Raw genomic sequence first — 22,198 nt, 5'->3', positions numbered from 1 at the left:
ATCTAAAGCTAGGGGTTTTACGCTGCTTTTTGATAATTTAATTTCAAAAGTTTGGGTTTATTCGGGAATAAATATAATAATTAACTAGGACTTCCATTTTAGGAGGTCCTAGTTTAATTAAGATGATCACTTCAAATACAATTTAGTTGGATATGCTCCGCTAAAACAGGCGATACAGCGACTGCTTGTTTCTGCAAGATCTACATCTACCGCCTCTAATAACCCTTCCGTACTTAAGAAGGCTAATGAATCTGCTCCAATCACCTTTCCCATTGCTCGTTCATGTTCATGTTTGTTAGCAAAAAGTTCTTCTTTTGTCGGCATATCCACTCCATAAAAACAAGGATTTCTTACCATAGGGGAACTTATTCGTACATGGACCTCCTTGGCACCTGCCTGACGGATCAATTCAACAATTCGCTTGCTTGTCGTTCCACGAACAATCGAATCATCAACAAGCACGACCCGCTTATCCTCGAGAATTTCACGGACAGCACTTAATTTTAGACGCACGGCCAAGTCCCGCAATTCTTGGGTTGGTTCAATAAATGAACGACCGGCATAGGGGTTTTTGATGATTCCCATTTCATATGGAATTCTTGATTGTTGAGCATAACCCATTGCTGCAGGGACACTCGATTCTGGAACGGCAACGACAACATCAGCCGGTGTCGGATGTTCTTTTGCTAAAATTTGGCCTAACTCTTTCCGTATGGCTAATACACTTCTTCCATGAATCACACTATCTGGACGAGCAAAATAAACAAATTCAAAGGAGCAAAGGGAAACGTCACCTTTTGCAGCAAATCTTCCTGTTTTTATTCCCTTTTCGTTAACAAGAAGCCATTCGCCCGGTTCAACATCCCTCCAGAACTTAGCATCAACCGCATTAAGCCCACATGTTTCTGAAGACGCGATAATGGATTCACCAATTTTTCCAAGGCTAAGGGGACGTAAACCATGACGATCCAGGGCAATCAGCATTTCTTTATCGGTCATGATGCACAAAGCAAAGGAACCGTCAATTCGCTTCAGGACATCCGGGCCAGCTTCATCAAAATATTTTTTACTGGAACGGGCAATTAGGTGAGCAATAATTTCCGTATCAGTTGTTGTCTGAAAGATGGCACCCTGTTGCTGGAGAACCTTCCGTTCGATATTGGCGTTTACTAGGTTCCCGTTATGGGCAACGGCCAAATCGCCCTCACTATACTTAAAAACAAGAGGTTGTGCGTTTTGTAGTAAACTTGCACCAGAAGTAGAATATCGTACATGACCGATGGCCATATTTCCGCTTAGTCCATCAAGGATCTCACGTGAAAATACTTGGGAAACTAATCCCATTCCCCTGTGATGCCTGAATGATTTTCCATCGCTAGTTACAATTCCTGCACTCTCTTGGCCACGGTGTTGAAGGGCATGTAGTCCATAATATGTTAAATCGGCCGCTTGGGGGTGATTAAAAACTCCAAATACACCGCATTTATCCTTCATTTCTGAATCCATTTTAATATTCCTCCCCTGATTTCATTTCATTATTTTTGGCGAAAGCAGAATTTTTATCCTTTTCTTTCAAAGTCTAATTGTTTGTATTGGTTTTGGTTAACTATAAAAATTTTTTTGATTAAAAAAGTAAAGGAGTGTGTTTCAGGAAAACCTAAAATTATGAAGAGTTTAAAAAAGGATGAGGGAGGAAAAATACTTTGACAGTCATAAAACCCGGCTCAACGATTGGTATCTTAGGGGGAGGCCAGCTAGGAAGAATGATTTCAATGGCTGGTAGAAATATGGGATATCGCTTTATTACTTTGGATCCGACACCTAACTCACCCTGTGGACAAGTTGCAGATCTTCAAATCACTGCTCCCTATTCTGAGCTTAAAGCAGTTAAAGAACTAGCAGATTCCTCAGATGTTATTACTTATGAATTTGAAAATGTAGATTCTACTATAACCTCCATTTTAGAAACTACATCCTTTGTACCACAAGGAAGCAAACTGCTCAAAATAACCCAAAATCGGATTCTGGAAAAATCCATGTTAAAGTCCTTCAATGTGCCAGTAGCTCCTTTCTTGGTCATACAATCGGAAAATGACTTTGAAACGGCTATTGATCGTTTTGGATTGCCTTTCATAATGAAAACAGCTACAGGGGGATACGACGGGAAAGGGCAATGGGTAATAAAAAAAAGGGATGAAATTCCAATTGCAATGGAGGCTTGGAATAAGGCAGGGAGGGACATGATCATCGAACAATTTATCCCATTTCGTAAGGAATTATCAGTGATTGTTGCCCGAAATATTTATGGTCAAACAAAAACTTTCCCAGTAGCTGAAAATGTCCATATTAATAATATCCTGCATCAGTCTTTCGTTCCTGCTAGAATCACCGATGAGCAAAGGATTCAAGCGGAAACTGCAGCATTGAAAATAGCAGACTCCTTACAAGTAGTTGGATTAATTGCGATAGAGATGTTCCTTACGAATGATGGTGAAATTATCGTGAACGAGTTAGCACCAAGACCTCATAATTCCGGGCATTATTCAATGGACGCATGTATTACTTCTCAATTTGAGCAACATATTAGAGCAATATGTGGACTGCCCTTAGGAGATACTACTCTTTTAACTCCGATTATAATGGTTAATATTTTAGGTCAGCATCTAAGGCAAGTGCTAGATAAAATAGAACAGCTTCCTCCAACAGCCAAACTACATTTATACGGCAAAAAGGAAAGCGTAGAAAATCGGAAAATGGGTCACATTAATTTTTTAGGTTCAACTCTCGAGCGAATAGACGAGCAAATTAAGAATCTCGGAATTTGGTCATAAGGATACGCGGCTATTTTAGTTGTCCGGCTAAAAACATAACCAAACAGCGAAAGTGGTGGAAAATAATGGAGAAATTGGAACAGCTTTATGAAGGTAAAGCGAAAAAAGTGTTTAAAACATCAGAACCAGGAAAGTATTGGATTGAATATAAAGATGATGCCACTGCCTTCAATGGCGAGAAAAAAGGTCAAATAGCAGGAAAAGGAACTCTAAATAATGAGATTAGTTCCATTTTCCTAAGTTTATTAAAAGAAAAAGGCGTGGAAAATCATTTTATTAAAAAGATTTCATCTACAGAGCAGATTGTTCAGCAAGTAGAGATTATCCCGATTGAGGTTGTCGTTCGAAATATAGCGGCGGGCTCACTTGCTAAAAGGCTGGGATGGGAGGAAGGGAAGGAACTCCCAGAAACGATTGTGGAATTCTACTATAAGAATGATGAGCTGGGGGACCCTTTGATTAACAATGACCATATTGCCATTCTTGGGCTGGCTAAAGAGTATGAAGTAGCAGCCATTCGAAAGGAAGCATTAAAAATCAATGATATTATGAACGAATATCTCTTAAACAAAGATATTATCTTAGTGGATTTTAAATTAGAGTTTGGAAAAACACTTGCAGGCACTATTATCTTAGCTGACGAAATCTCTCCGGATACGTGTCGATTTTGGGATGCCCATACAAAGGAAAAGTTAGATAAAGATCGGTTTAGGCGGGATTTAGGGAACGTTGAGGAAGCCTATCAAGAAATATTAAGGAGAATTGGGGGTAGTGTCAATGTTTAAAGCAACGGTATATGTAACCTTAAGAGAAAGTGTATTAGATCCTCAAGGGAATGCGGTTCATGAGTCACTGCATTCACTAGGATATGATGAGGTTGGAGATGTACGAATAGGAAAATACATGGAGCTTGAAATTAATAGCGATGATCAAAAGGCTGCAGCAGAACGAGTAAAGGATATGTGTGAGAAGCTGTTAGCCAATACGGTGATTGAAGACTTTCGGTTTGATCTTACTAAGCAGGAAGGATAGGAGGGGAATAAGTTGAACTTTGCGGTACTGGTTTTTCCTGGCTCAAACTGCGATGTGGATATGTATAAGGCTGTTTTAGATACGATTGGACAGTCGGTCGAATATGTATGGCATCTAGAAACGGACCTATCAAAATATGATGCGATTCTTGTCCCAGGGGGTTTTTCCTATGGAGATTATTTGCGGCCAGGGGCTGTTGCGAGCTTGTCTCCTGTCATGGAGCAGGTGAAAATTGCGGCTGAAGAAGGGAAATTAATTCTTGGTGTCTGTAATGGATTTCAAATACTAACTGAAGCTAATCTTTTGCCAGGTGCTTTAAGAAGAAATCAACGGTTAAAATTTCATTGTGACACCATTGATTTAAAAGTAGAAAATAACCAAACTCCGTTCACATTAGACTATCAGGAAGGTGAAACGATACGTATTCCCATTGCCCATGGCGACGGAAATTATTATTGTGATCAAGAGACGTTGGATCAATTAGAAAAGAACAATCAAATCGTATTCAGGTATAGAGGGACGAATCCTAATGGGTCGATTTCTGAGATTGCAGGAGTGATCAATGAGAGAGGGAATGTTTTAGGATTAATGCCCCACCCGGAACGTGCGGTTCATAAATGGCTGGGGACAGATGACGGAAAACGTATGTTTTCATCTATTTTAAGTTACTGGAGGAAACAACATGGTACAGCATAAAGAACCAACTCCTGAGCAAATTGCCCAGCAGAAGGTTTATCAGGAAATGGGATTAACCGATGAAGAATTTGATAAAGTAATCGAAATTCTTGGACGTAAACCAAATTATACCGAAACGGGCATATTTAGTGTCATGTGGTCCGAACATTGCAGCTATAAAAATTCGAAGGTAGTGCTCAAACGTTTTCCGACTTCCGGCCCGCATGTCTTGCAAGGCCCTGGAGAAGGAGCAGGAATTGTTGATATCGGTGATAATCAAGCAGTCGTGTTTAAAATTGAAAGCCACAATCATCCTTCGGCCATTGAGCCTTATCAAGGTGCAGCAACAGGGGTTGGCGGTATTATTCGGGATGTTTTTTCCATGGGTGCCCGCCCGATCGCTTTATTGAACTCTCTTCGTTTTGGCGAACTTGATAATCCGAAAACCAAATATATCTTTGAAAATGTGGTTGCGGGTATTGCCGGATATGGTAACTGTATGGGCATTCCGACGGTTGGTGGAGAGATCTACTTTGATTCCTCCTATGAAGGGAATCCCCTTGTTAATGCCATGTGTGTAGGTTTAATCAGCCATGATGAAATTCAAAAAGGCGTGGCTAAAGGGATTGGTAACCCTGTCATTTATGTTGGAGCCGCTACCGGAAGAGACGGAATTCATGGAGCGACATTCGCTTCAGAAGAATTGAGTGAAAATTCCGAAGCGAAACGTCCAGCCGTCCAAGTGGGCGATCCTTTTATGGAAAAATTACTGCTGGAAGCCACTCTTGAATTGATCGCCTCTGGTCATGTGGTCGGGATACAAGATATGGGGGCAGCAGGTTTAACCAGCTCAAGCTCTGAAATGGCCAGTAAAGCGGGAAATGGCGTTGAATTGGATCTTGATCTCGTTCCACAGCGAGAAAGAGGAATGAATGCCTACGAAATGATGCTTTCCGAATCACAAGAAAGAATGCTGGTTGTTGCGAAAAAAGGAAAGGAAGGGGAAGTAAAAAAGATATTTGATAAATGGGGGCTCCACTCCGCTGTGATCGGCAGGGTGACTGATGATAACCAACTCCGTTTACTTCACAAGGGAGAAATAGTTGCGGAAATCCCCGCAGACAAGCTGGCAGAAGATGCCCCCGTGTATTGTAAGCCATCTAAAGAGGCGCCCTATTACGAACAATATTCTTCCTTAGACACAGCTGCAGCTATTGAAGAGCCAAAGGATTATCAATCAGTTCTGCAACAGCTGCTAGCATCACCTACGATTGCAAGCAAAGAGTGGGTATATCAACAATATGACTATATGGTTAGAACTAATACGGCTGTCATACCTGGATCGGATGCGGCTGTAGTTGCTATCCGTGGAACACGAAAAGCACTGGCGATGACAACGGATTGCAACGGAAGGTATGTTTATCTTGATCCGTTTGTTGGAGGAGCTATCGCGGTAGCAGAAGCGGCGCGTAATGTAGTTTGTTCTGGTGCGGCGCCTTTAGCTATTACCGATAACTTGAACTTTGGAAGTCCAGAAAAGCCGGAAATCTTCTGGCAGTTTGAAAAGGCAGCAGATGGGATTAGTGAAGCGTGCCGTCAACTCAATACTCCGGTAATTGGCGGAAACGTCAGCCTATATAACGAAACAAAGGGAGAAGCTATTTTTCCAACACCAACCATTGGCATGGTTGGGTTAATTAAAGATATTGACCATATTACTACTCAAGAATTTAAAAAAGACGGAGATTTAATTTTTTTAATTGGGGAAACCAAAGCCGAAATAGGCGGTTCGGAATACCAAAAAATTATGACAGGAAAGATCGAAGGACGCCCGCCGCAGTTAAACCTTGATTTGGAAAAGAAGATACAAGCTTTTACCCTTAAGATCATTCAAGAAGGATTAGTCCAATCGAGTCATGATGCGGCAGAAGGCGGTTTAGCAGTAGCAATAGCTGAAAGCTGTATTGGTGGGAAGTTGGGAGCAGAAATTAAGTTAACCGATGAATTGCGAACGGACTTAAGCCTCTTTAGTGAAACTCAATCTCGAATCATTCTTTCCGTTTCTCCGAAACATACGGAGAGGATTAAGGAAATGGCGCAACAGCAGGAGGTGCCTATAAAAGAAATCGGTAGGGTGAAAGGTCAGGAACTATCAATTACACATAATGGAAAGACCGTTATTTCTCAACCGATTACTACATTGGAAGAAGCCTGGAAGAATGCAATTCCTAACATAATGCGTTCGGGATTATTAAAAAAGCTCAATATGCAGGAAATCTCTGCAAGTTTACCGTAAAGGAGAGAAACGAATGAGTGATGCGTACCGCCAAGCTGGAGTCAATATCGATGCGGGAAATGAAGCCGTTGAACGAATGAAAAAACATGTAAAAAAAACCTTCCGTCCAGAGGTTTTAACGGGATTAGGAGGGTTTGGGGCTCTATTTAAACCAGATTTAACGAAGATGGAAGAACCTGTTTTTGTTTCTGGTACGGATGGAGTAGGGACCAAATTGAAAATTGCTTTTGCCATGAACAAGCATGATACGATTGGAATCGATGCGGTTGCCATGTGTGTGAATGACGTCATCGTCCAAGGGGCCGAGCCGCTTTTTTTTCTAGATTATTTAGCCTGTGGTAAGATCATCCCGGAAAAAATTGAAGCCATAGTTAAAGGGATTGCAGATGGTTGTGTGCAGGCGGGGTGTTCACTAATTGGCGGGGAAACTGCCGAGATGCCGGGAATGTATCAGGACGAGGAATATGATATTGCAGGCTTTACCGTTGGTATGGTAGATCAAAAACATGTCATTGATGGTTCGCAAGTAAAAGAAGGTCAAGTTCTAATTGGTTTAGCTTCAAGTGGAGTACATAGCAATGGTTTTTCACTTGTCCGAAAAGTTCTATTGGAGGATGCTAAGTTCTCATTAGGTGACTATGTGGATGAATTGGGGGCTGAACTGGGAAGCGTATTGCTTGAACCAACCAAAATTTATGTAAAATCTATCCTTTCAACTGTAAGAAAATATACTGTCTATGGTCTCGTTCATGTAACGGGAGGAGGTTTTTATGATAATATTCCACGAATTCTTCCAAAAGGCTTTCAAGCTGAAATTAAGGAGGGATCTTGGAAGGTCCCAGGAATTTTTTCCTTTATCCAAAAATCAGGCGAAATTTCAGATTATGATATGTTCCGAACCTTTAATATGGGAATCGGAATGATATTAGTCGTAGATTCTGTAGATACCACGGCTATTATCGAGCACCTGCAAACGTTGGGTGAGGATGCCTACGTAATTGGTACAGTGCAAAAAGGTACTGAAGACGTCGTATTCAAGAAGGAGTAAGTATGAAGATTGCAGTTTTTGCTTCTGGTACGGGTTCTAATTTTTCAGCGATTCTAGAATCCATTTATTCGAAAAAAATCAATAACGTTGAAGTGGTTTTACTGGTCAGTGACCGTCCTGAAGCCCTTGCAGTTCAGAAAGCAAGGGATGAACGGATCCCGGTGTTTACTTTTTTGGCTAAAGATTATCCAAACAAACAAGCTTATGAATTAGGGATCCTTGACGAGTTAACACAAAGGAAGGTTGATTTTATCGTATTGGCTGGCTATATGAGACTGCTTGGGAATGTATTACTCCAGGCTTATGATCGGAAAATCATTAACGTCCACCCGTCTTTATTACCAGCATTCGCAGGAAAGGATGCCATTGGTCAAGCGCTCGATTATGGGGTAAAGGTGACAGGGGTTACGGTCCATTATGTCGACGAAGGAATGGATACAGGTCCCATAATTGCTCAACAAGCAGTGACTATCGATTCAGACGAGACAAAAGAAACCTTAATTATAAAAATTCAGGAACAAGAGCACAGATTATTACCAGAAGTGATTCAAAGACTGGCGAACAGGGAGGCAGCAAGATGAGACGGGCTAGATGCATTGGATTTATTGAAGGAAAAGAAAAACCTGGAGGTCCTACGAAATGAAGGTGTTAGTAATAGGGGGAGGAGGCCGAGAGCATGCGATTGTTTGGAAACTGTCTCAAAGTCCTAAAGTTACTCAAATTTATTGTGCTCCGGGCAATCCTGGGATTGCAGAGTTAGCAACATGTGTTTCAATCGCGGTTTCAGATATAGAGAAATTAGCAGCTTTTGCTAAAAAGGAACAAATCAATCTTACTTTTGTAGGACCAGAAGAGCCTCTCTCATTGGGGATAGTTAATTATTTTAAAGAACAGGGATTAGCGGTATATGGCCCTTCGAAGGAAGCGGCATTGATCGAGGGAAGTAAGGCGTTCGCTAAAGAATTAATGATGAAGTATGAGATTCCGACAGCTAATTACGCTTCTTTTACTAACTATGAGGAAGCACTTGCGTATGTCCGTAGCGAAGGGGCACCAATCGTAATAAAAGCAGATGGCTTAGCAGCAGGAAAAGGTGTGGTTGTGGCAAAAACACTGATAGAAGCTGAGGAAGCACTTCAAAGTATGATGAAAGAAGTTTCCTTTGGCTCTGCGGGGGCGAGGGTGGTTATTGAGGAATTTTTGGAAGGAGAAGAATTGACCCTGCTCGCTTTTGTGAATGGAACTACTGTAAAGCCCATGGTTCCCGCTCAAGATCATAAGCCAGTATTTGACGGCGACAAAGGACCTAACACTGGTGGAATGGGAACTTATGCGCCGTTACCACATATTGATCCATCTATAGTTGTGCGGATTATTGATGAAATAGTCGGGCCCACTGCAAAAGCTATGGCAGATGAAGGCTGCCCATATGAGGGAATTCTCTATACCGGTTTGATGCTGACAAAATCAGGTCCAAAGGTCATTGAATATAATGCACGCTTTGGCGATCCGGAAACACAGGTTGTTCTTCCACTGCTAGAAACAGATTTACTTGATATTTTGCTGGCAAGCCTTACCGGAGAATTAGAAAAAGTAGAGGTAAAATGGAAAGACAAGTCCGCAGTTTGTGTCATTATGTCTTCAGCTGGCTATCCTGGCCCATACGAAAAGGGCCAGGTAATAAAAGGATTGGATCATGTAACTGAACCGGCTATTGTATTCCATGCCGGTACCACTTTAAAGGATGGCGAAATGCTAACAAATGGAGGCCGTGTACTGGGAATCACTGCCATTGGCGACCATTTGAAGGAAGCCAGAGAGTTGGCTTACCAATCCGTAGAAAAAGTATCTTTTAATGGTGCACATTACCGAACCGATATAGGATCTAAAGGAGTTCGTTGACTATTAATAACGTGTCATAAGCGTCCCTTATGAAGGACAAATCTCTTGTTCCTCTGGAGCTACATTTGTCTTTCATACCGTTTATGGACGATAAATCTCTAGTTCCTGTGACCACTGAAAAAAGGAAATGGCTATAATGTCCACCCCATATGGACAAATGAGCTAAAGTGTCTTTTAATGGTGCCTGACACCGCACCGAAAATCCCATCTATTGGAACTGCTCTAATACGCGGAAAAAATCAATCGCGAATTGGTAAAAGAGATTTTCGGAGGGTGCTAGGTCCCTAAATTTTGGTGTGATTAGGCCAACTGTTCTTTTGACTTGAGGAGAATCAATCGGTATTTTTACTGTAAACCGTGGAATGGAGTCATGAACGGTGCTTTCTGGTAAGAGGCATACCCCGATGCCTGCTGAAACTAGTCCCTTTAATGCATCTAAATCCTCTCCCTCTGAGGTGATATTTGGTACAAATCCTGCTTCTTTGCATGCCTCGACTGCAATTTTTTGGAGAATATACCCTTTTGGGAATGAAACAAAGGAATCGTTTCGTAACTCACCTAGATCTAATCTCTTTCGGTCGGCAAGTGAATGGTTTGCAGGAAGCAAAGCAGAAATGTTTTCGGTAAATAAAATTTTTGCTTCAATATCAGGATCTTTGGTTGGGACGGGGCCAATAAACGCTAGATCAATTTCTCCATTTTTAACGGCATCAATTAAGTATTGATAGGAGCCCTGACGTAAATGGAAAACAACGTTTGGTTGTTTTGTTCTAAAAGCAGAGATAACCGTTGGAAGCCAATAGCTGGCTAAACTTGTTGGATATCCAATTTTAATGGTGCCGGATTGAGGATCTAAATACTCATCAATCTTTTCTTTTGCCTCATCAATAAATTTTACCGCCTTTTTTATATGAATTAAAAAGGTCATTCCAATCTGGGTTAACTTAATATTCCTTCCGGTTCGTTCAAATAGACGAACACCGAGTTCATCTTCAAGCTTGGCAATCTGAAAACTTACTGCCGATTGTGCTACATTCAGATTTTCAGCCGCTTCTGTTACATGTTCGCGTTCAGCAACCTCCATAAAATACCGTAATTGACGCAATTCCACGCTAATTCCCTCCGTTCATATTAAAATCAGATTGATTTAATCTTAATTATATATTGTTTATATGTATGTTTAAACATAAAATTACTTCATACTGATTTATCGGAAAATTAAGAACGGGGGAGATAATAATGACATTTCATCAACTACCAAAGGCACAAGGTCTCTACCGCCCTGAATATGAACATGATGCATGTGGAATTGGATTATATGCCCACATTAAAGGGCATGCATCTCATGAGATTGTAAAAAAAGGACTAAGCATGCTTTGTAAACTAGACCATCGCGGGGGACAGGGAAGTGATCCATTTACAGGAGATGGCGCCGGGCTCATGGTCCAGATTCCAGATAGCTTTTTTCGCAAAGCCCTCCAGAACGTCCAATTACCTGAAAAAGGTCGCTACGGGGTAGGGATGCTTTTTTTCTCAAATAATGATTCTGAAAGAGAAAAAATAGAATCGTATATCAATAAATTGGTTGCACAAGAAGGTCAGACGGTTCTTGGATGGAGGACTGTGCCTGTCAATACAGAAACAATCGGAGAAACAGCCAAGAAAAGCCGCCCGTTCATCCGCCAAGTTTTTATCGGAGCAAACGAGGGACTATTGGATGATTTATCTTTTGAGCGTAAATTATACATCATTAGAAAACAATCAGAACTATGGGCTAAGGCATCGGATTTACGTTTTTATTTTGCCAGCCTCTCAAGCAGAACAATTGTATACAAAGGGTTATTGACACCTGAACAGGTAGACAGGTTTTACCTAGATTTACAGGATGAGAGTTTTGTATCGGCTTTTGCTTTAGTGCATTCCCGCTTTAGTACAAATACGTTCCCTAGCTGGGAAAGAGCTCATCCAAACCGGTACCTGATCCATAATGGGGAAATTAATACACTTCGCGGTAATGTCCATTGGATGAAGGCGCGTGAAAAGCAATTTGTGTCGGAAGCATTTGGTGAGGACCTGCAAAAGGTGCTCCCACTTTTAGATACAGATGGAAGTGACTCTTCGATTTTGGATAACGCACTTGAATTCTTGGTGTTAGCTGGCCGGAAACCTGCTCACGCTGCGATGATGCTGATACCTGAACCATGGTCAGAAAACCCGCATATGTCAAAGGAAAAGAGAGCTTTTTACGAATATCATAGCTGCCTGATGGAACCTTGGGATGGTCCAACAGCTATTTCCTTTACGGATGGAAAACAAATTGGGGCAATATTAGATCGGAACGGTCTTCGTCCGGCTCGTTATTACGTTACTGATGATGATTATATTATTTTTTCATCAGAGGTTGGCGTCATCGATGTCGAACCCGAGAAAGTAATATATAAAGAACGTTTAAGCCCAGGCAAAATGCTTTTGATTGATTTAGAAGAAGGCCGAATTATTTCGGATGAAGAAGTAAAATCCGAAATGGCTGAAGCTCTTCCTTATCAACAATGGTTAGATAACCAACTAGTTCGATTAAATGACGATGGACAAAACGAAGAAGAGGTTCTATCGGATTTACTTGTTCGCCAGAAATCATTTGGCTACACGTACGAAGATATTTCAAAATATCTAGTTCCTGTTGTGAGCGAAGGGAAAGATCCAATTGGAGCAATGGGAAATGATATGCCATTAGCGGTTTTATCTGACCGTGCTCAATCCTTGTTTAACTACTTCAAGCAACTATTTGCCCAAGTAACCAATCCGCCAATTGATTCACTTCGTGAAGAGATTGTCACATCGACGATGACATTATTAGGGGCGGAAGGAAATATATTGAATCCTTCAGAATTAAACTGCCGCCGAATTCAGCTGGATACACCGGTAATTACCAATAGTCAACTGGAACAGCTAAAATCATTGGATTCAGTTGGTTTTAAGAGTAAGGTAATTGACATCCTGTTCACTGAAGATATCGAAGGTAGTCTTGATAAGATTTGCCGAGAGGCGGATGCTGCCATCTCTGAAGGTGTAAGTCTATTAATCTTATCTGATCGTAACATGAATCAAAAGGAAGCAGCGATTCCTTCATTATTGGCTGCAAGCGCCCTTCATCAGCATCTGATTCGTGAAGGCAGCAGAACGAAAGCAAGCATCATAATTGAATCTGGGGAAGTACGTGAAGTTCATCATTTGGCCGCTTTAATTGGCTATGGTGTTGATGCCATCAATCCGTATCTTGCGTTCGCAACCTATAAGCAGGCTATCTTAGATGGAAGCTTACCGTTCACATATGAGGAAGCAGTAAGCAAGTATGTAAAAGGAATGACTGAGGGCGTTGTAAAAGTCATGTCCAAAATGGGAATTTCAACCGTTCAAAGCTATCGCGGTGCGCAAATTTTTGAAGCAGTTGGAATTAGCGGAGATGTCATTGAACGTTACTTTACTGGTACAGTTTCTCAGCTCGGCGGTATCGGTTTAGATACGATTGCCGAAGAAGCAAAAATGCTTCATACAGTGGCTTACGCAGATTCGAATGATCAAACTTTAGATTCAGGAAGTAATTTCCAGTGGAGAAAAACAGGGGAACATCACGCGTTTAACCCTGGAACGATTCATACCCTGCAATGGGCTTGCCGTAAAGGCGATTACGAATTATTTAAAAAGTATTCCAAGCTAGCTAATGAAGAGAGAATTGGATTCTTACGGAATTTGTTCTTATTTGATGAAACTAGAAAGTCTTTACCAATAGAGGAAGTAGAAACAGTCGATTCCATTGTTCGTCGTTTTAAAACAGGAGCAATGTCATTTGGATCCATTAGTAAGGAAGCCCATGAAACCTTGGCGATTGCGATGAATCGCTTAGGCGGAAAAAGCAACTCGGGTGAAGGCGGGGAAGATTCAAGCCGCTTTATCTTGGATGAAAATGGCGATAATCGCCGAAGTGCTGTGAAGCAAATTGCTTCAGGCCGTTTCGGAGTGAAAAGTCACTATCTTGTCAATGCTGATGAGCTTCAAATTAAAATGGCACAAGGGGCAAAGCCAGGTGAAGGCGGACAGCTGCCTGGGAATAAAGTTTACCCATGGGTGGCAGATGTTCGTGGTTCTACACCAGGAGTCGGGCTGATTTCACCGCCGCCGCACCATGATATCTACTCGATTGAAGACTTGGCACAGCTGATTCACGATTTGAAAAATGCTAATCGGGATGCCCGAATCAGCGTTAAGCTCGTATCCAAGGGCGGAGTAGGAACGATTGCGGCAGGAGTTGCGAAAGGTGCAGCTGATGTTATTGTGATCAGTGGTTATGACGGCGGAACAGGAGCATCACCAAAAACCAGTATCCAACATACGGGATTACCATGGGAGCTTGGACTTGCCGAAGCACACCAAACATTAATGCTTAATGGCTTGCGTGAACGTGTCGTCCTTGAGACAGATGGTAAATTAATGACTGGGAAAGATGTCGTAATGGCTGCCTTATTTGGGGCAGAAGAGTTTGGTTTTGCGACTGCACCGCTTGTTGTGCTTGGATGTGTCATGATGCGTGTATGTCACTTAGATACTTGCCCGGTTGGAATTGCTACACAAAATCCGGAGCTTCGTAAAAAGTTCACAGGAGAAGCTGATTACATCGTTAACTATATGCGTTTTGTTGCCCAAGAAGTACGTGAACTAATGGCTGAGCTTGGCTTTAGAACCGTTGACGAAATGGTGGGCCGTACAGATGTTCTGAAAATGAGTGACCGTGCAAAAGCACACTGGAAAGCAAAGGATCTAGATTTAACTCCATTGCTGCATCAACCTGAAGGAGTTCGTACGTTCAAGACTCCACAAAATCATAAAATTGATGATTCACTTGATATTCAAAAAATCTTGCCGGCGGTTCAACAAGCATTACAAGATCGAATTCCAGTGGATGCGAGCTTCCCGATTTCGAATGTGAATCGTGTCGTTGGAACAATCGTCGGTAGTGAAGTATCGAAGCGATACGGTGAAGAGGGGCTTCCTGAAAATACGATTACTCTAAGATTTACTGGATCTGCAGGTCAAAGCTTCGGTGCCTTTGTTCCGAAAGGCGTGACATTAGAGATTTCGGGTGACGTAAACGATTTCCTTGGAAAAGGCTTATCGGGCGGAAAGTTGATTGTGAAAGCAGACGAATCTTCTAAACTATCGGCAGGCGAAAATGTAATCGCTGGGAATGTTGCTTTATATGGTGCGACAAGCGGCGAAGCGTATATTAATGGACGTGCCGGTGAACGTTTTGCGGTTCGTAATAGTGGTGTGAACGTTGTGGTCGAAGGAATTGGTGACCATGGCTGCGAATATATGACGGGCGGTCGCGTTGTTATTTTAGGTGATGTTGGCAAAAACTTTGCGGCCGGGATGTCTGGCGGAATTGCGTACGTATTAGCAGACGATCAAGATGCCTTTAAGAAGTTATGTAACCAAGAGATGATAGAGATTGAATCTTTAACGAAAAACGATGCGAATGAACTTAAGCAAATGATTCAAACTCATTTCAATTATACGAACAGTGTAAAAGCAGGCTGTGTTCTAGAAAACTGGGAAAATCATGTGAGAAAATTTAACAAGGTCATTCCAAAGGACTATAAACGCATGTTGGAGCAAATTCAGAAGCAAAAGGAAGCAGGTTTAACAGAAGAAGACGCAATAATGAGTGCGTTTTTGGACAATTCCTCCAAACAGAAAAATACACCTAAACAGCCAGAAGCTGTACTACGCTAAGAAAGGGGAGAGGAAGATGGGAAAAGCAACAGGATTCATGGAATACAATCGAGAAAAAGGAAAAGAACGAAATCCCCATACGCGTTTAAGCGACTGGAAAGAGTATTCAGTTCCTTTCTCAGATGAAACATTAAGCAGACAAGGAGCACGGTGCATGGATTGTGCCACTCCTTTCTGCCATATAGGAATGGAAATTCAAGGAGCAACATCAGGCTGTCCGATTCATAATCTTATTCCAGAGTGGAATGATTTGGTTTATCGCGGCCGTTGGAAGGAAGCACTCGATCGTTTGCTAAAAACGAATAATTTCCCTGAGTTCACAGGGCGAGTTTGTCCAGCTCCGTGTGAAGGTTCATGTACGTTGGCTATTACTGATCCAGCGGTAACGATTAAAAACATTGAGCAGGCAATTATCGATAAAGGTTTTGAAAATGGCTGGATCACGCCTCGTATTCCAGTTTCACGGACCGGGAAGAAAGTAGCGATTATCGGTTCCGGCCCTGCAGGATTGGCCAGTGCAGATCAACTTAACCAAGCAGGTCACTCGGTAACGGTTTTTGAACGTTCAGACCGTCCAGGTGGATTACTTATGTACGGCATTCCAAATATGAAGCTTGATAAAGAAGTGGTAGAGCGCAGAATTAGCTTGTTACGTCAAGAAGGTATTGATTTTGTCACTAATACTGAGGTTGGAAAGGATATTACTGCCGAAGATTTGCAAGCACAATTCGATACTGTAATTCTTTGCACTGGCGCTCAGAAACAGCGTGACCTTGTAATTGAAGGCCGATCTGCGAAGGGAATCCATTTTGCGATGGAGTACCTGAGCAAATCGACAAAGAGTCTTTTGGATTCTAACTTTGAAGATGGCCAGTTTATTACTACTGAAGGCAAGGACGTCATTGTCATTGGAGGAGGCGACACCGGAGCTGACTGCGTGGCAACAGCCCTGCGCCAAAACTGCCGAAGTGTGGTTCAGTTTGGTAAACACCCTCAGTTACCTGAGAATCGTAATTCTGGAAATATGTGGCCAGCCTACCCTAATGTTTTTACTATGGACTATGCCTATAAAGAGGCAGAGGCAAAGTTTGGTGAAGATCCACGTCAGTATTCTATCCAAACCAAGAAAATTGTTGCGGATGAAAACGGCAACCTTAAAGAACTTCATACCATCCAAATGGAAAAATTGAGAGACGATGAAGGTCGGTTCTATTTTAAAGAAATACCAGGTACTGAAAAAGTATGGCCCGCTCAATTTGTGTTTATTGCGATTGGATTTGAGGGAACGGAGCAGCCGCTTTTAAGCCAATTTGGTGTAAAAGCTGCCAATCAAAAGATTGATGCAGCATACGGTGAGTACAGAACAAACGTAGAAAGTGTATTTGCTGCGGGAGATGCAAGAAGAGGGCAAAGCCTAATTGTCTGGGCTATCAACGAAGGCCGTCAGGTTGCACATGAAGTGGACCGTTATTTGATGGGAAAATCCTTATTACCTAAATAAATGTCGAGTTCGATTAAAGAGCTGATTCATATCATTATTGAATCAGGTCTCTTTTTTATGAATTAAAGTATAAGTTCCTGCGGAATAGATGTTTATTAATTGACAATGTTTATTATATAAAAATAAAGGAGAAGTAGGAGATTTTTAAATTAATTAACCAAAAAATAAAGAATGCACTTTAGAAAGAAAAAAACTAGCCTTTTTTAAGGTTAGTTTTGCTGTTCTAAAAAAATAATTATTTGGTTAATTGATTTCGATCCTCAATCTGTGGTGGTTCTTCCATCCAGCCATTTTTGATCAAAATCTTTCCTCCATCTTGAGCAAAAGTGAAAATATTTTTTGCATTTAAAGACATTTTAGCCGGCAAGTCACTCCGTAAACAAAATCCAGTGCCTAATGCATTACTTCCGAGCCCAAATGAAGCTAACAAATTGGTATTGTACATCATCAATTTGTCAGAAAATGGCGCAGTTTTTGACGTTGTTGCTTTTCCAGCATGAGTAGCTGGGGGCTCAATATAACTTTGGCGTAAGAATTCACCTAAATCTATTTCGATTTTTTTGGACAATTCCATTCCTTTGGTAAGATATTTTCGAACCTCTTTATCAGAAGCAACTTGAGCGAATCCAATCATTAATTGCATCCCTACAAGGTTAGTTTCAATTGCATGATGGATAAGAGAAACTTCAACAGTATTCAGGGATCTATTTTCACTAAACCAATTAAACCCATCCATATAATTTTTATCTTGTACAAAATTTACCTGTTTTGGCATTGATACAAAAGGTGGACGTACCAGTACCCCTTTTTCTAAAAGGAATTGAGTTGCTTGGCTGTTCATTGATTGTGATTCAGCTGTCATTCCGATAAATAAATCTTCAATATCCTTTCGATAGGACATGCCTGTGAATAGTGCATAAAGGCTCATTTCCACTTTAGTCATCAAATGTAAATACATAATATCGTACATAAAATCAAATAACTTTGGAACGCTTTTATATACATCGTTTTCTGTAAAACCAATTGGAATTACTGAGCCTTCTTGTTGAAAAATACTTTTAATCATCTCAATGTTTTTGGCGGCACCAGTATAATACGACTGTAACAGTTGTTTTCCTTCATGATCGGAGTGCTTGATAAAATGTTCCAATACTCTAAGCATCATGGTTTTTTCTTGATAAGCCATCCACAAATTTGCTAATTCTGATGATGTAATAGGTGCTTGGCTCGAAGTCGTCATGCTAAACCCCCCTAGTTTTATTATTATAATGTAACCATTAGGAAATTATTTTATGAAATGCTACAGTGTGCTTCTTCTAAATATTGAATAAAAATTATCCTGCATAAACTAAATTTTTTGATTTCAAAAAACTATTTTCGCGAATTTAATAGGCTATAGTGGAAATTATTAATATGGAGTTATTTTTTGTTGACTTTATAAACTGTAAATATTAAAATTACATTAATCTTCTTGAGGAGGAAGCATTAAAGTGAATAGTGATTTTACGATAGCCGTCCATAGTTTAGTCTATTTAGCTTATTTACCAGATCATATGGCTAGCAGTGAGTCAATCGCTACCAATGTTTGTACAAACGCCGCACGGATTCGGAAGATCATGAGCTGTTTGCGAAATCATGGATTTGTTAAGACAAAAGAAGGTATCGGCGGCGGCTATATTCTCGACTGTAACTCTCAAGAGGTATCATTGGCAGATATTTATCGTATAGTTTCACGCGGAAGCCTAAAACCAAACTGGTGCACAGGTGATCCGGAGCAAAAATGTGTGATATCGTCTAATACCCAGGTGGTTATGGATCAAATTTTCAATGATGCTGAATTGTATTTTGAAAAATATTTAGAGAATATAACCCTTAGTACTGTTTTAGAAAAAATTAAACATTGCACATGATTTAGTTTTTTCTTTTCTTTATACTGTATATTATTTTATTACAGTATGATGCGATAAAGATGATATACTTTTTTAAAAAACCAAACTGTAACTTTTTTTATAACATTTAAGGGGTGTAGATGACGATGGCCGATAACAATCGATTTGAAAATGGGGATTGGGTACATGGAAGGTCAAAAGATGGAGAACTGATTCAAGGGTATGTTGAAACCGTAGACTCTCACAAAGAAATGCTACAAGTAAATGTGGTTGACAGTGACAATGAAAAAGCGATTGGAAAATCGATTTGGATCCAAAATAAACGGGCTGAAAAGCTGCCAGAGATAACAGGTAGAAATGAAAGTGAGCTTTTAGCTTTAATAGATTTAGCTTTACTTTTTAAAGATGAGCAGTGGTTTAAGGAATTATCGGCGAAATTAGTATCTATTAAAAAAATTCAAGAAGTGCCTATCAAGAAAACTGAATATCTAATCAGTGGAAACAGAATTAGGAATTTTGATGCAAAAAGGTAATTTTCATCTATTTGTCTGAGAGAACACAATAAGTTTTTAAAAATATAAAAATTAAATTGGAGGAAAAAATAATGGCTATTTCACACGTAACAGATCAAACTTTTGCTTCAGAAATGAAAGAGGGATTGGTGTTAGTAGATTTTTGGGCTCCGTGGTGCGGCCCTTGTAAAATGATTGCACCTGTGTTGGAGGAAATCGATGCTGAAATTGGTGATAAAGTTGGGATTATCAAACTTAATGTAGATGAGAACCCAGAAACAACACGAGCATTTGGCGTCATGAGCATTCCAACGTTGATTCTTTTCAAAGACGGTGTTGAAGTAGATAAGGTTATCGGCTTCCAACCAAAAGAAGCTTTGACAGAATTAATTGTGAAGCACACTTAATATGGTAGGAATTTGCTTTGAACGAAACGGTAAACTATAGGATAAAGTTGTAGATTGGGCAAAGTAATTTCCAATTTAACATTAATGAACAAGGTGGAGGAGTAAAGCATGATGAATTTAAAATATGCACCATTATTTGAGTCATTTACGATAGGAAAGGGGATTCAATTAAAAAATCGCATGGTCATGGCACCCATGACCAATTTCTCATCAAATCCTGACGGGACCGTCTCAGATGCGGAGGTCAAGTATTATGAAAGACGATCCAATGGCGTCGGAATGGTCATTACAGCATGTACCTATGTGACAATGAATGGTAAAGGATTTCATGGTGAATTTGGTGGAGACCGAGATGAGATGATCCCAAGTTTGCGTCGTGTGGCATCAGCGATTAAAGAGAAGGGGGCAAAAGCGATTTTGCAAATCTTCCATGGCGGACGCCAGGTTCCACCTGAATTAGTAGATGGTGATGTGGTAAGTGCTAGTGCAGTTCCTTCAGAAGGTGCAGGAAAACCTGTACCCCGGGCATTGACTGAAACAGAGATCGAATCCATTATACGCGATTTTGGAGAAACCACTCGACGAGCCATTGAAGCAGGTTATGATGGTGTTGAATTACATGGGGCTAATGGATACTTGATTCAGCAATTCTTTTCTCCTCATTCTAATCGTCGTGTAGACCGATGGGGTGGGACTCTTGAAAAACGTCTTACTTTTCCGTTAGCGGTAATTGATGAAGTAAAAAGAGTTGTTGCTGAATATGGGAAAGAGCCTTTCTTGGTTGGCTATCGTTTTTCCCCTGAGGAACCTGAAACACCTGGGATCACTATGGCTGACACACTCGCACTAATAGATACACTTGCAGAAAAAGACCTTGATTACCTTCATGTTTCATTGCAGGATTTCAGATCAACACCTAAACGGGGAGTTGAGGATACACGTTCACGTCTTGAAATCATTCAGGAGCGTGTAGGTGACCGAGTTCCAGTAATCGGTGTCGGTTCGATTTATACAGCTGATGATGCCTTAAAAGCATACGAAACAGGAGTCCCTTTAATTGCACTGGCACGCGAACTGATTATTGATCCTGAGTGGGTGCAGAAAGTGGAACAAGGTAGAGAATCTGAAATTGTCACCAAAATAAATAAGAATCATCAGCACGAACTGGAAGTACCAGATCCCCTTTGGCAGGCCATTATTCATTCGCCTGGATGGTTTCCGGGAGTAGAATAGAGCAGTTGATTACTTGCTAAACGAATAAAAGTAGCTTATCTAATTTGGATAAAATAAGTATCCTGTCATCTTTCTGGTTTGTCGAAAAGAAATAAGTGAATTATAATGACAACAGTGAATGTACTAGAATTTGGAGGAAAAAGAATGAAATTTCCTAATGATGCTGATGGAGATGCTTTACGAAGTCTATATAAAGAGGGATTAGATTTTAAAAAACAACAATCAGTGGAATTTTTTGTTGCTGTGCCTGATCAAACAACAGGAGAAAAATTAACACAAGTACTAAAAGAAGAAGGATTCAATTGTTTCTTAGATCAAGACGACGAAACTGACGAGTGGGCATGTTGTTGCTCTAAAAGAATGTTGTTAAATTATAATGAAATAATTAAAATCCAGAATAATTTAAATAACTTAAGCAAACCACATGGTGGTTATTCTGACGGTTGGGGTGTTTTTGTAGATTAAAGGATTGAGTGAAGTCATCTTGGGTTTAGCGACTGGTGCGACCCCATTTTGATGGAAATATTATTTAAACTGACCGGACATGTTGCTGCATGTTGAACTGCACCCGAATTGTTGGACACTATCTAACAATTAGGGGTGCATTTTTTATGGCTAAATTTAGTGCGAAGGATAAATTAGCGGCTGTCCAGCGCTACTTACAAGGTAATGATAGTTATCGTACGATTGGGGCTTCCATTGGAGCAGCATCTTCTTTAGTAATAACTTGGGTGAAGCAGTACGAAGAAAATGGTGTAGAAGCGTTTGTAAAATCCTATACAAGTTACTCAACACAGTTTAAACTAGACGTACTAAAATATATGAATGATTACGGGACGTCGCCGAATGAAACAGCTGCTATTTTTAAGATAGCTGATCCTTCTTTAATTCGAAAATGGAGAAGGCAATTCGAAAAACATGGAATTGATGCCCTCGAATCAAAGAAAAAGGGGCGTCCAACCATGGAGAAGGAAGTAAAGAAATCAAAAAAGGCAAAACCTGTTGAGGGATCAGTTGAAGCACTACAAGCGGAAGTAGAGCGTTTACGCATGGAGAATGCATACTTAAAAAAGTTGAAAGCC

19 protein-coding genes are annotated in these 22,198 nt (G+C 40.6%); 16 read left to right on the top strand and 3 right to left on the bottom strand.

Translation table 11 applies throughout. The annotated features are described in order from the left end of the window. Positions 1-126 precede the first annotated feature (126 nt). Entirely contained in the window at positions 127-1,506 is a 1,380-nt protein-coding gene (purF, locus tag J7E66_RS24085; protein WP_215004518.1) for an amidophosphoribosyltransferase, read from the bottom strand. Positions 1,507-1,703: 197 nt separating this feature from the next. On the opposite strand from purF, the gene purK reads away from it, so the two are divergent. The 8 genes from purK (at position 1,704) to purD (ending at position 9,784) form a co-directional block, all read left to right on the top strand. Next, the gene (gene purK, locus J7E66_RS24080) at positions 1,704-2,831 is read left to right on the top strand and encodes a 5-(carboxyamino)imidazole ribonucleotide synthase (protein ID WP_215004517.1); all 1,128 of its coding nucleotides are present in this window, start codon (positions 1,704-1,706) and stop codon (positions 2,829-2,831) included. Between the two features lie 65 nt (positions 2,832-2,896). Further along, positions 2,897-3,616, top strand: coding sequence for a phosphoribosylaminoimidazolesuccinocarboxamide synthase (gene purC / locus J7E66_RS24075; protein WP_215004515.1), 720 nt, complete (start codon positions 2,897-2,899; stop codon positions 3,614-3,616). Then, complete coding sequence (gene purS, locus J7E66_RS24070) at positions 3,609-3,863, top strand: phosphoribosylformylglycinamidine synthase subunit PurS (RefSeq protein WP_168244331.1); 255 nt, start codon at positions 3,609-3,611, stop codon at positions 3,861-3,863. The genes purC and purS overlap by 8 nt, the downstream gene beginning before the upstream one ends. Positions 3,864-3,875: 12 nt before the next feature. Continuing rightward, the gene (purQ, locus tag J7E66_RS24065; protein WP_215004513.1) at positions 3,876-4,559 is read left to right on the top strand and encodes a phosphoribosylformylglycinamidine synthase subunit PurQ; all 684 of its coding nucleotides are present in this window, start codon (positions 3,876-3,878) and stop codon (positions 4,557-4,559) included. Then, positions 4,546-6,834: a phosphoribosylformylglycinamidine synthase subunit PurL gene (purL, locus tag J7E66_RS24060; RefSeq protein WP_215004511.1), complete on the top strand. Its 2,289-nt coding sequence runs from the start codon at positions 4,546-4,548 to the stop codon at positions 6,832-6,834. Before purQ ends, purL begins: the two co-directional genes overlap by 14 nt. Positions 6,835-6,847: 13 nt before the next feature. Beyond that, positions 6,848-7,882, top strand: coding sequence for a phosphoribosylformylglycinamidine cyclo-ligase (gene purM / locus J7E66_RS24055; protein WP_215004509.1), 1,035 nt, complete (start codon positions 6,848-6,850; stop codon positions 7,880-7,882). A gap of 2 nt (positions 7,883-7,884) precedes the next feature. Further along, on the top strand, positions 7,885-8,463 hold the full coding sequence (gene purN, locus J7E66_RS24050; protein ID WP_215004507.1) for a phosphoribosylglycinamide formyltransferase: 579 nt from the start codon (positions 7,885-7,887) through the stop codon (positions 8,461-8,463). Positions 8,464-8,521: 58 nt separating this feature from the next. Continuing rightward, a complete protein-coding gene (gene purD, locus J7E66_RS24045; protein WP_215004504.1) occupies positions 8,522-9,784 on the top strand; it encodes a phosphoribosylamine--glycine ligase in 1,263 nt (420 codons plus the stop codon). Between the two features lie 208 nt (positions 9,785-9,992). Here purD and gltC read toward each other — a convergent pair whose 3' ends face one another. Next, positions 9,993-10,895, bottom strand: a complete 903-nt coding sequence (gene gltC, locus J7E66_RS24040) for a glutamate biosynthesis transcriptional regulator GltC (protein WP_215004502.1) — start codon at positions 10,893-10,895, stop codon at positions 9,993-9,995. A gap of 128 nt (positions 10,896-11,023) precedes the next feature. On the opposite strand from gltC, the gene gltB reads away from it, so the two are divergent. Further along, positions 11,024-15,574 (top strand): glutamate synthase large subunit, encoded by a 4,551-nt coding sequence (gltB, locus tag J7E66_RS24035; protein ID WP_215004500.1) that lies wholly within the window; start codon positions 11,024-11,026, stop codon positions 15,572-15,574. A 16-nt stretch (positions 15,575-15,590) separates the two neighbouring features. Next, positions 15,591-17,075: a glutamate synthase small subunit gene (gltD, locus tag J7E66_RS24030; protein WP_215004498.1), complete on the top strand. Its 1,485-nt coding sequence runs from the start codon at positions 15,591-15,593 to the stop codon at positions 17,073-17,075. Between the two features lie 235 nt (positions 17,076-17,310). Here the strand turns inward: gltD and J7E66_RS24025 are convergent, their stop codons facing one another. Beyond that, complete coding sequence (locus J7E66_RS24025; RefSeq protein ID WP_215004496.1) at positions 17,311-18,315, bottom strand: DUF3231 family protein; 1,005 nt, start codon at positions 18,313-18,315, stop codon at positions 17,311-17,313. A 250-nt stretch (positions 18,316-18,565) separates the two neighbouring features. On the opposite strand from J7E66_RS24025, the gene J7E66_RS24020 reads away from it, so the two are divergent. The 6 genes from J7E66_RS24020 to J7E66_RS23995 form a co-directional block, all read left to right on the top strand. Next, positions 18,566-18,985, top strand: a complete 420-nt coding sequence (locus tag J7E66_RS24020; protein WP_215004494.1) for an RrF2 family transcriptional regulator — start codon at positions 18,566-18,568, stop codon at positions 18,983-18,985. A 119-nt stretch (positions 18,986-19,104) separates the two neighbouring features. Continuing rightward, positions 19,105-19,497, top strand: a complete 393-nt coding sequence (locus J7E66_RS24015; protein ID WP_215004492.1) for an IDEAL domain-containing protein — start codon at positions 19,105-19,107, stop codon at positions 19,495-19,497. Positions 19,498-19,568: 71 nt separating this feature from the next. Next, entirely contained in the window at positions 19,569-19,883 is a 315-nt protein-coding gene (trxA, locus tag J7E66_RS24010) for a thioredoxin (RefSeq protein ID WP_215004490.1), read from the top strand. 108 nt (positions 19,884-19,991) lie between these two features. Next, positions 19,992-21,116, top strand: a complete 1,125-nt coding sequence (locus J7E66_RS24005; protein ID WP_215004488.1) for an NADH-dependent flavin oxidoreductase — start codon at positions 19,992-19,994, stop codon at positions 21,114-21,116. 144 nt (positions 21,117-21,260) lie between these two features. After that, positions 21,261-21,581 (top strand): ribonuclease E inhibitor RraB, encoded by a 321-nt coding sequence (locus J7E66_RS24000; protein ID WP_215004486.1) that lies wholly within the window; start codon positions 21,261-21,263, stop codon positions 21,579-21,581. 146 nt (positions 21,582-21,727) lie between these two features. After that, positions 21,728-22,198, top strand: a 471-nt coding sequence (locus J7E66_RS23995; RefSeq protein ID WP_215004484.1) for a helix-turn-helix domain-containing protein, incomplete at its 3' end; no start/stop codon positions are given.

The sequence above is a fragment of the Bacillus sp. ISL-7 genome, assembly GCF_018613065.1.
The sequence above is the reverse complement of the archived record's forward strand: the minus strand, read 5'-3'. Positions and strand labels throughout refer to the sequence as shown.

Excerpts from the sequence above, each read along its gene's own strand:
- purF (WP_215004518.1), bottom strand. The coding sequence starts at position 1,506 with ATGGATTCAGAAATGAAGGATAAATGCGGTGTATTTGGAGTTTTTAAT.
- purC (WP_215004515.1), top strand. The coding sequence starts at position 2,897 with ATGGAGAAATTGGAACAGCTTTATGAAGGTAAAGCGAAAAAAGTGTTT.
- purS (WP_168244331.1), top strand. The coding sequence starts at position 3,609 with ATGTTTAAAGCAACGGTATATGTAACCTTAAGAGAAAGTGTATTAGAT.
- purL (WP_215004511.1), top strand. The coding sequence starts at position 4,546 with ATGGTACAGCATAAAGAACCAACTCCTGAGCAAATTGCCCAGCAGAAG.
- purM (WP_215004509.1), top strand. The coding sequence starts at position 6,848 with ATGAGTGATGCGTACCGCCAAGCTGGAGTCAATATCGATGCGGGAAAT.
- purN (WP_215004507.1), top strand. The coding sequence starts at position 7,885 with ATGAAGATTGCAGTTTTTGCTTCTGGTACGGGTTCTAATTTTTCAGCG.
- purD (WP_215004504.1), top strand. The coding sequence starts at position 8,522 with ATGAAGGTGTTAGTAATAGGGGGAGGAGGCCGAGAGCATGCGATTGTT.
- gltB (WP_215004500.1), top strand. The coding sequence starts at position 11,024 with ATGACATTTCATCAACTACCAAAGGCACAAGGTCTCTACCGCCCTGAA.
- gltD (WP_215004498.1), top strand. The coding sequence starts at position 15,591 with ATGGGAAAAGCAACAGGATTCATGGAATACAATCGAGAAAAAGGAAAA.
- J7E66_RS24025 (WP_215004496.1), bottom strand. The coding sequence starts at position 18,315 with ATGACGACTTCGAGCCAAGCACCTATTACATCATCAGAATTAGCAAAT.
- J7E66_RS24015 (WP_215004492.1), top strand. The coding sequence starts at position 19,105 with ATGACGATGGCCGATAACAATCGATTTGAAAATGGGGATTGGGTACAT.
- trxA (WP_215004490.1), top strand. The coding sequence starts at position 19,569 with ATGGCTATTTCACACGTAACAGATCAAACTTTTGCTTCAGAAATGAAA.
- J7E66_RS24005 (WP_215004488.1), top strand. The coding sequence starts at position 19,992 with ATGATGAATTTAAAATATGCACCATTATTTGAGTCATTTACGATAGGA.
- J7E66_RS24000 (WP_215004486.1), top strand. The coding sequence starts at position 21,261 with ATGAAATTTCCTAATGATGCTGATGGAGATGCTTTACGAAGTCTATAT.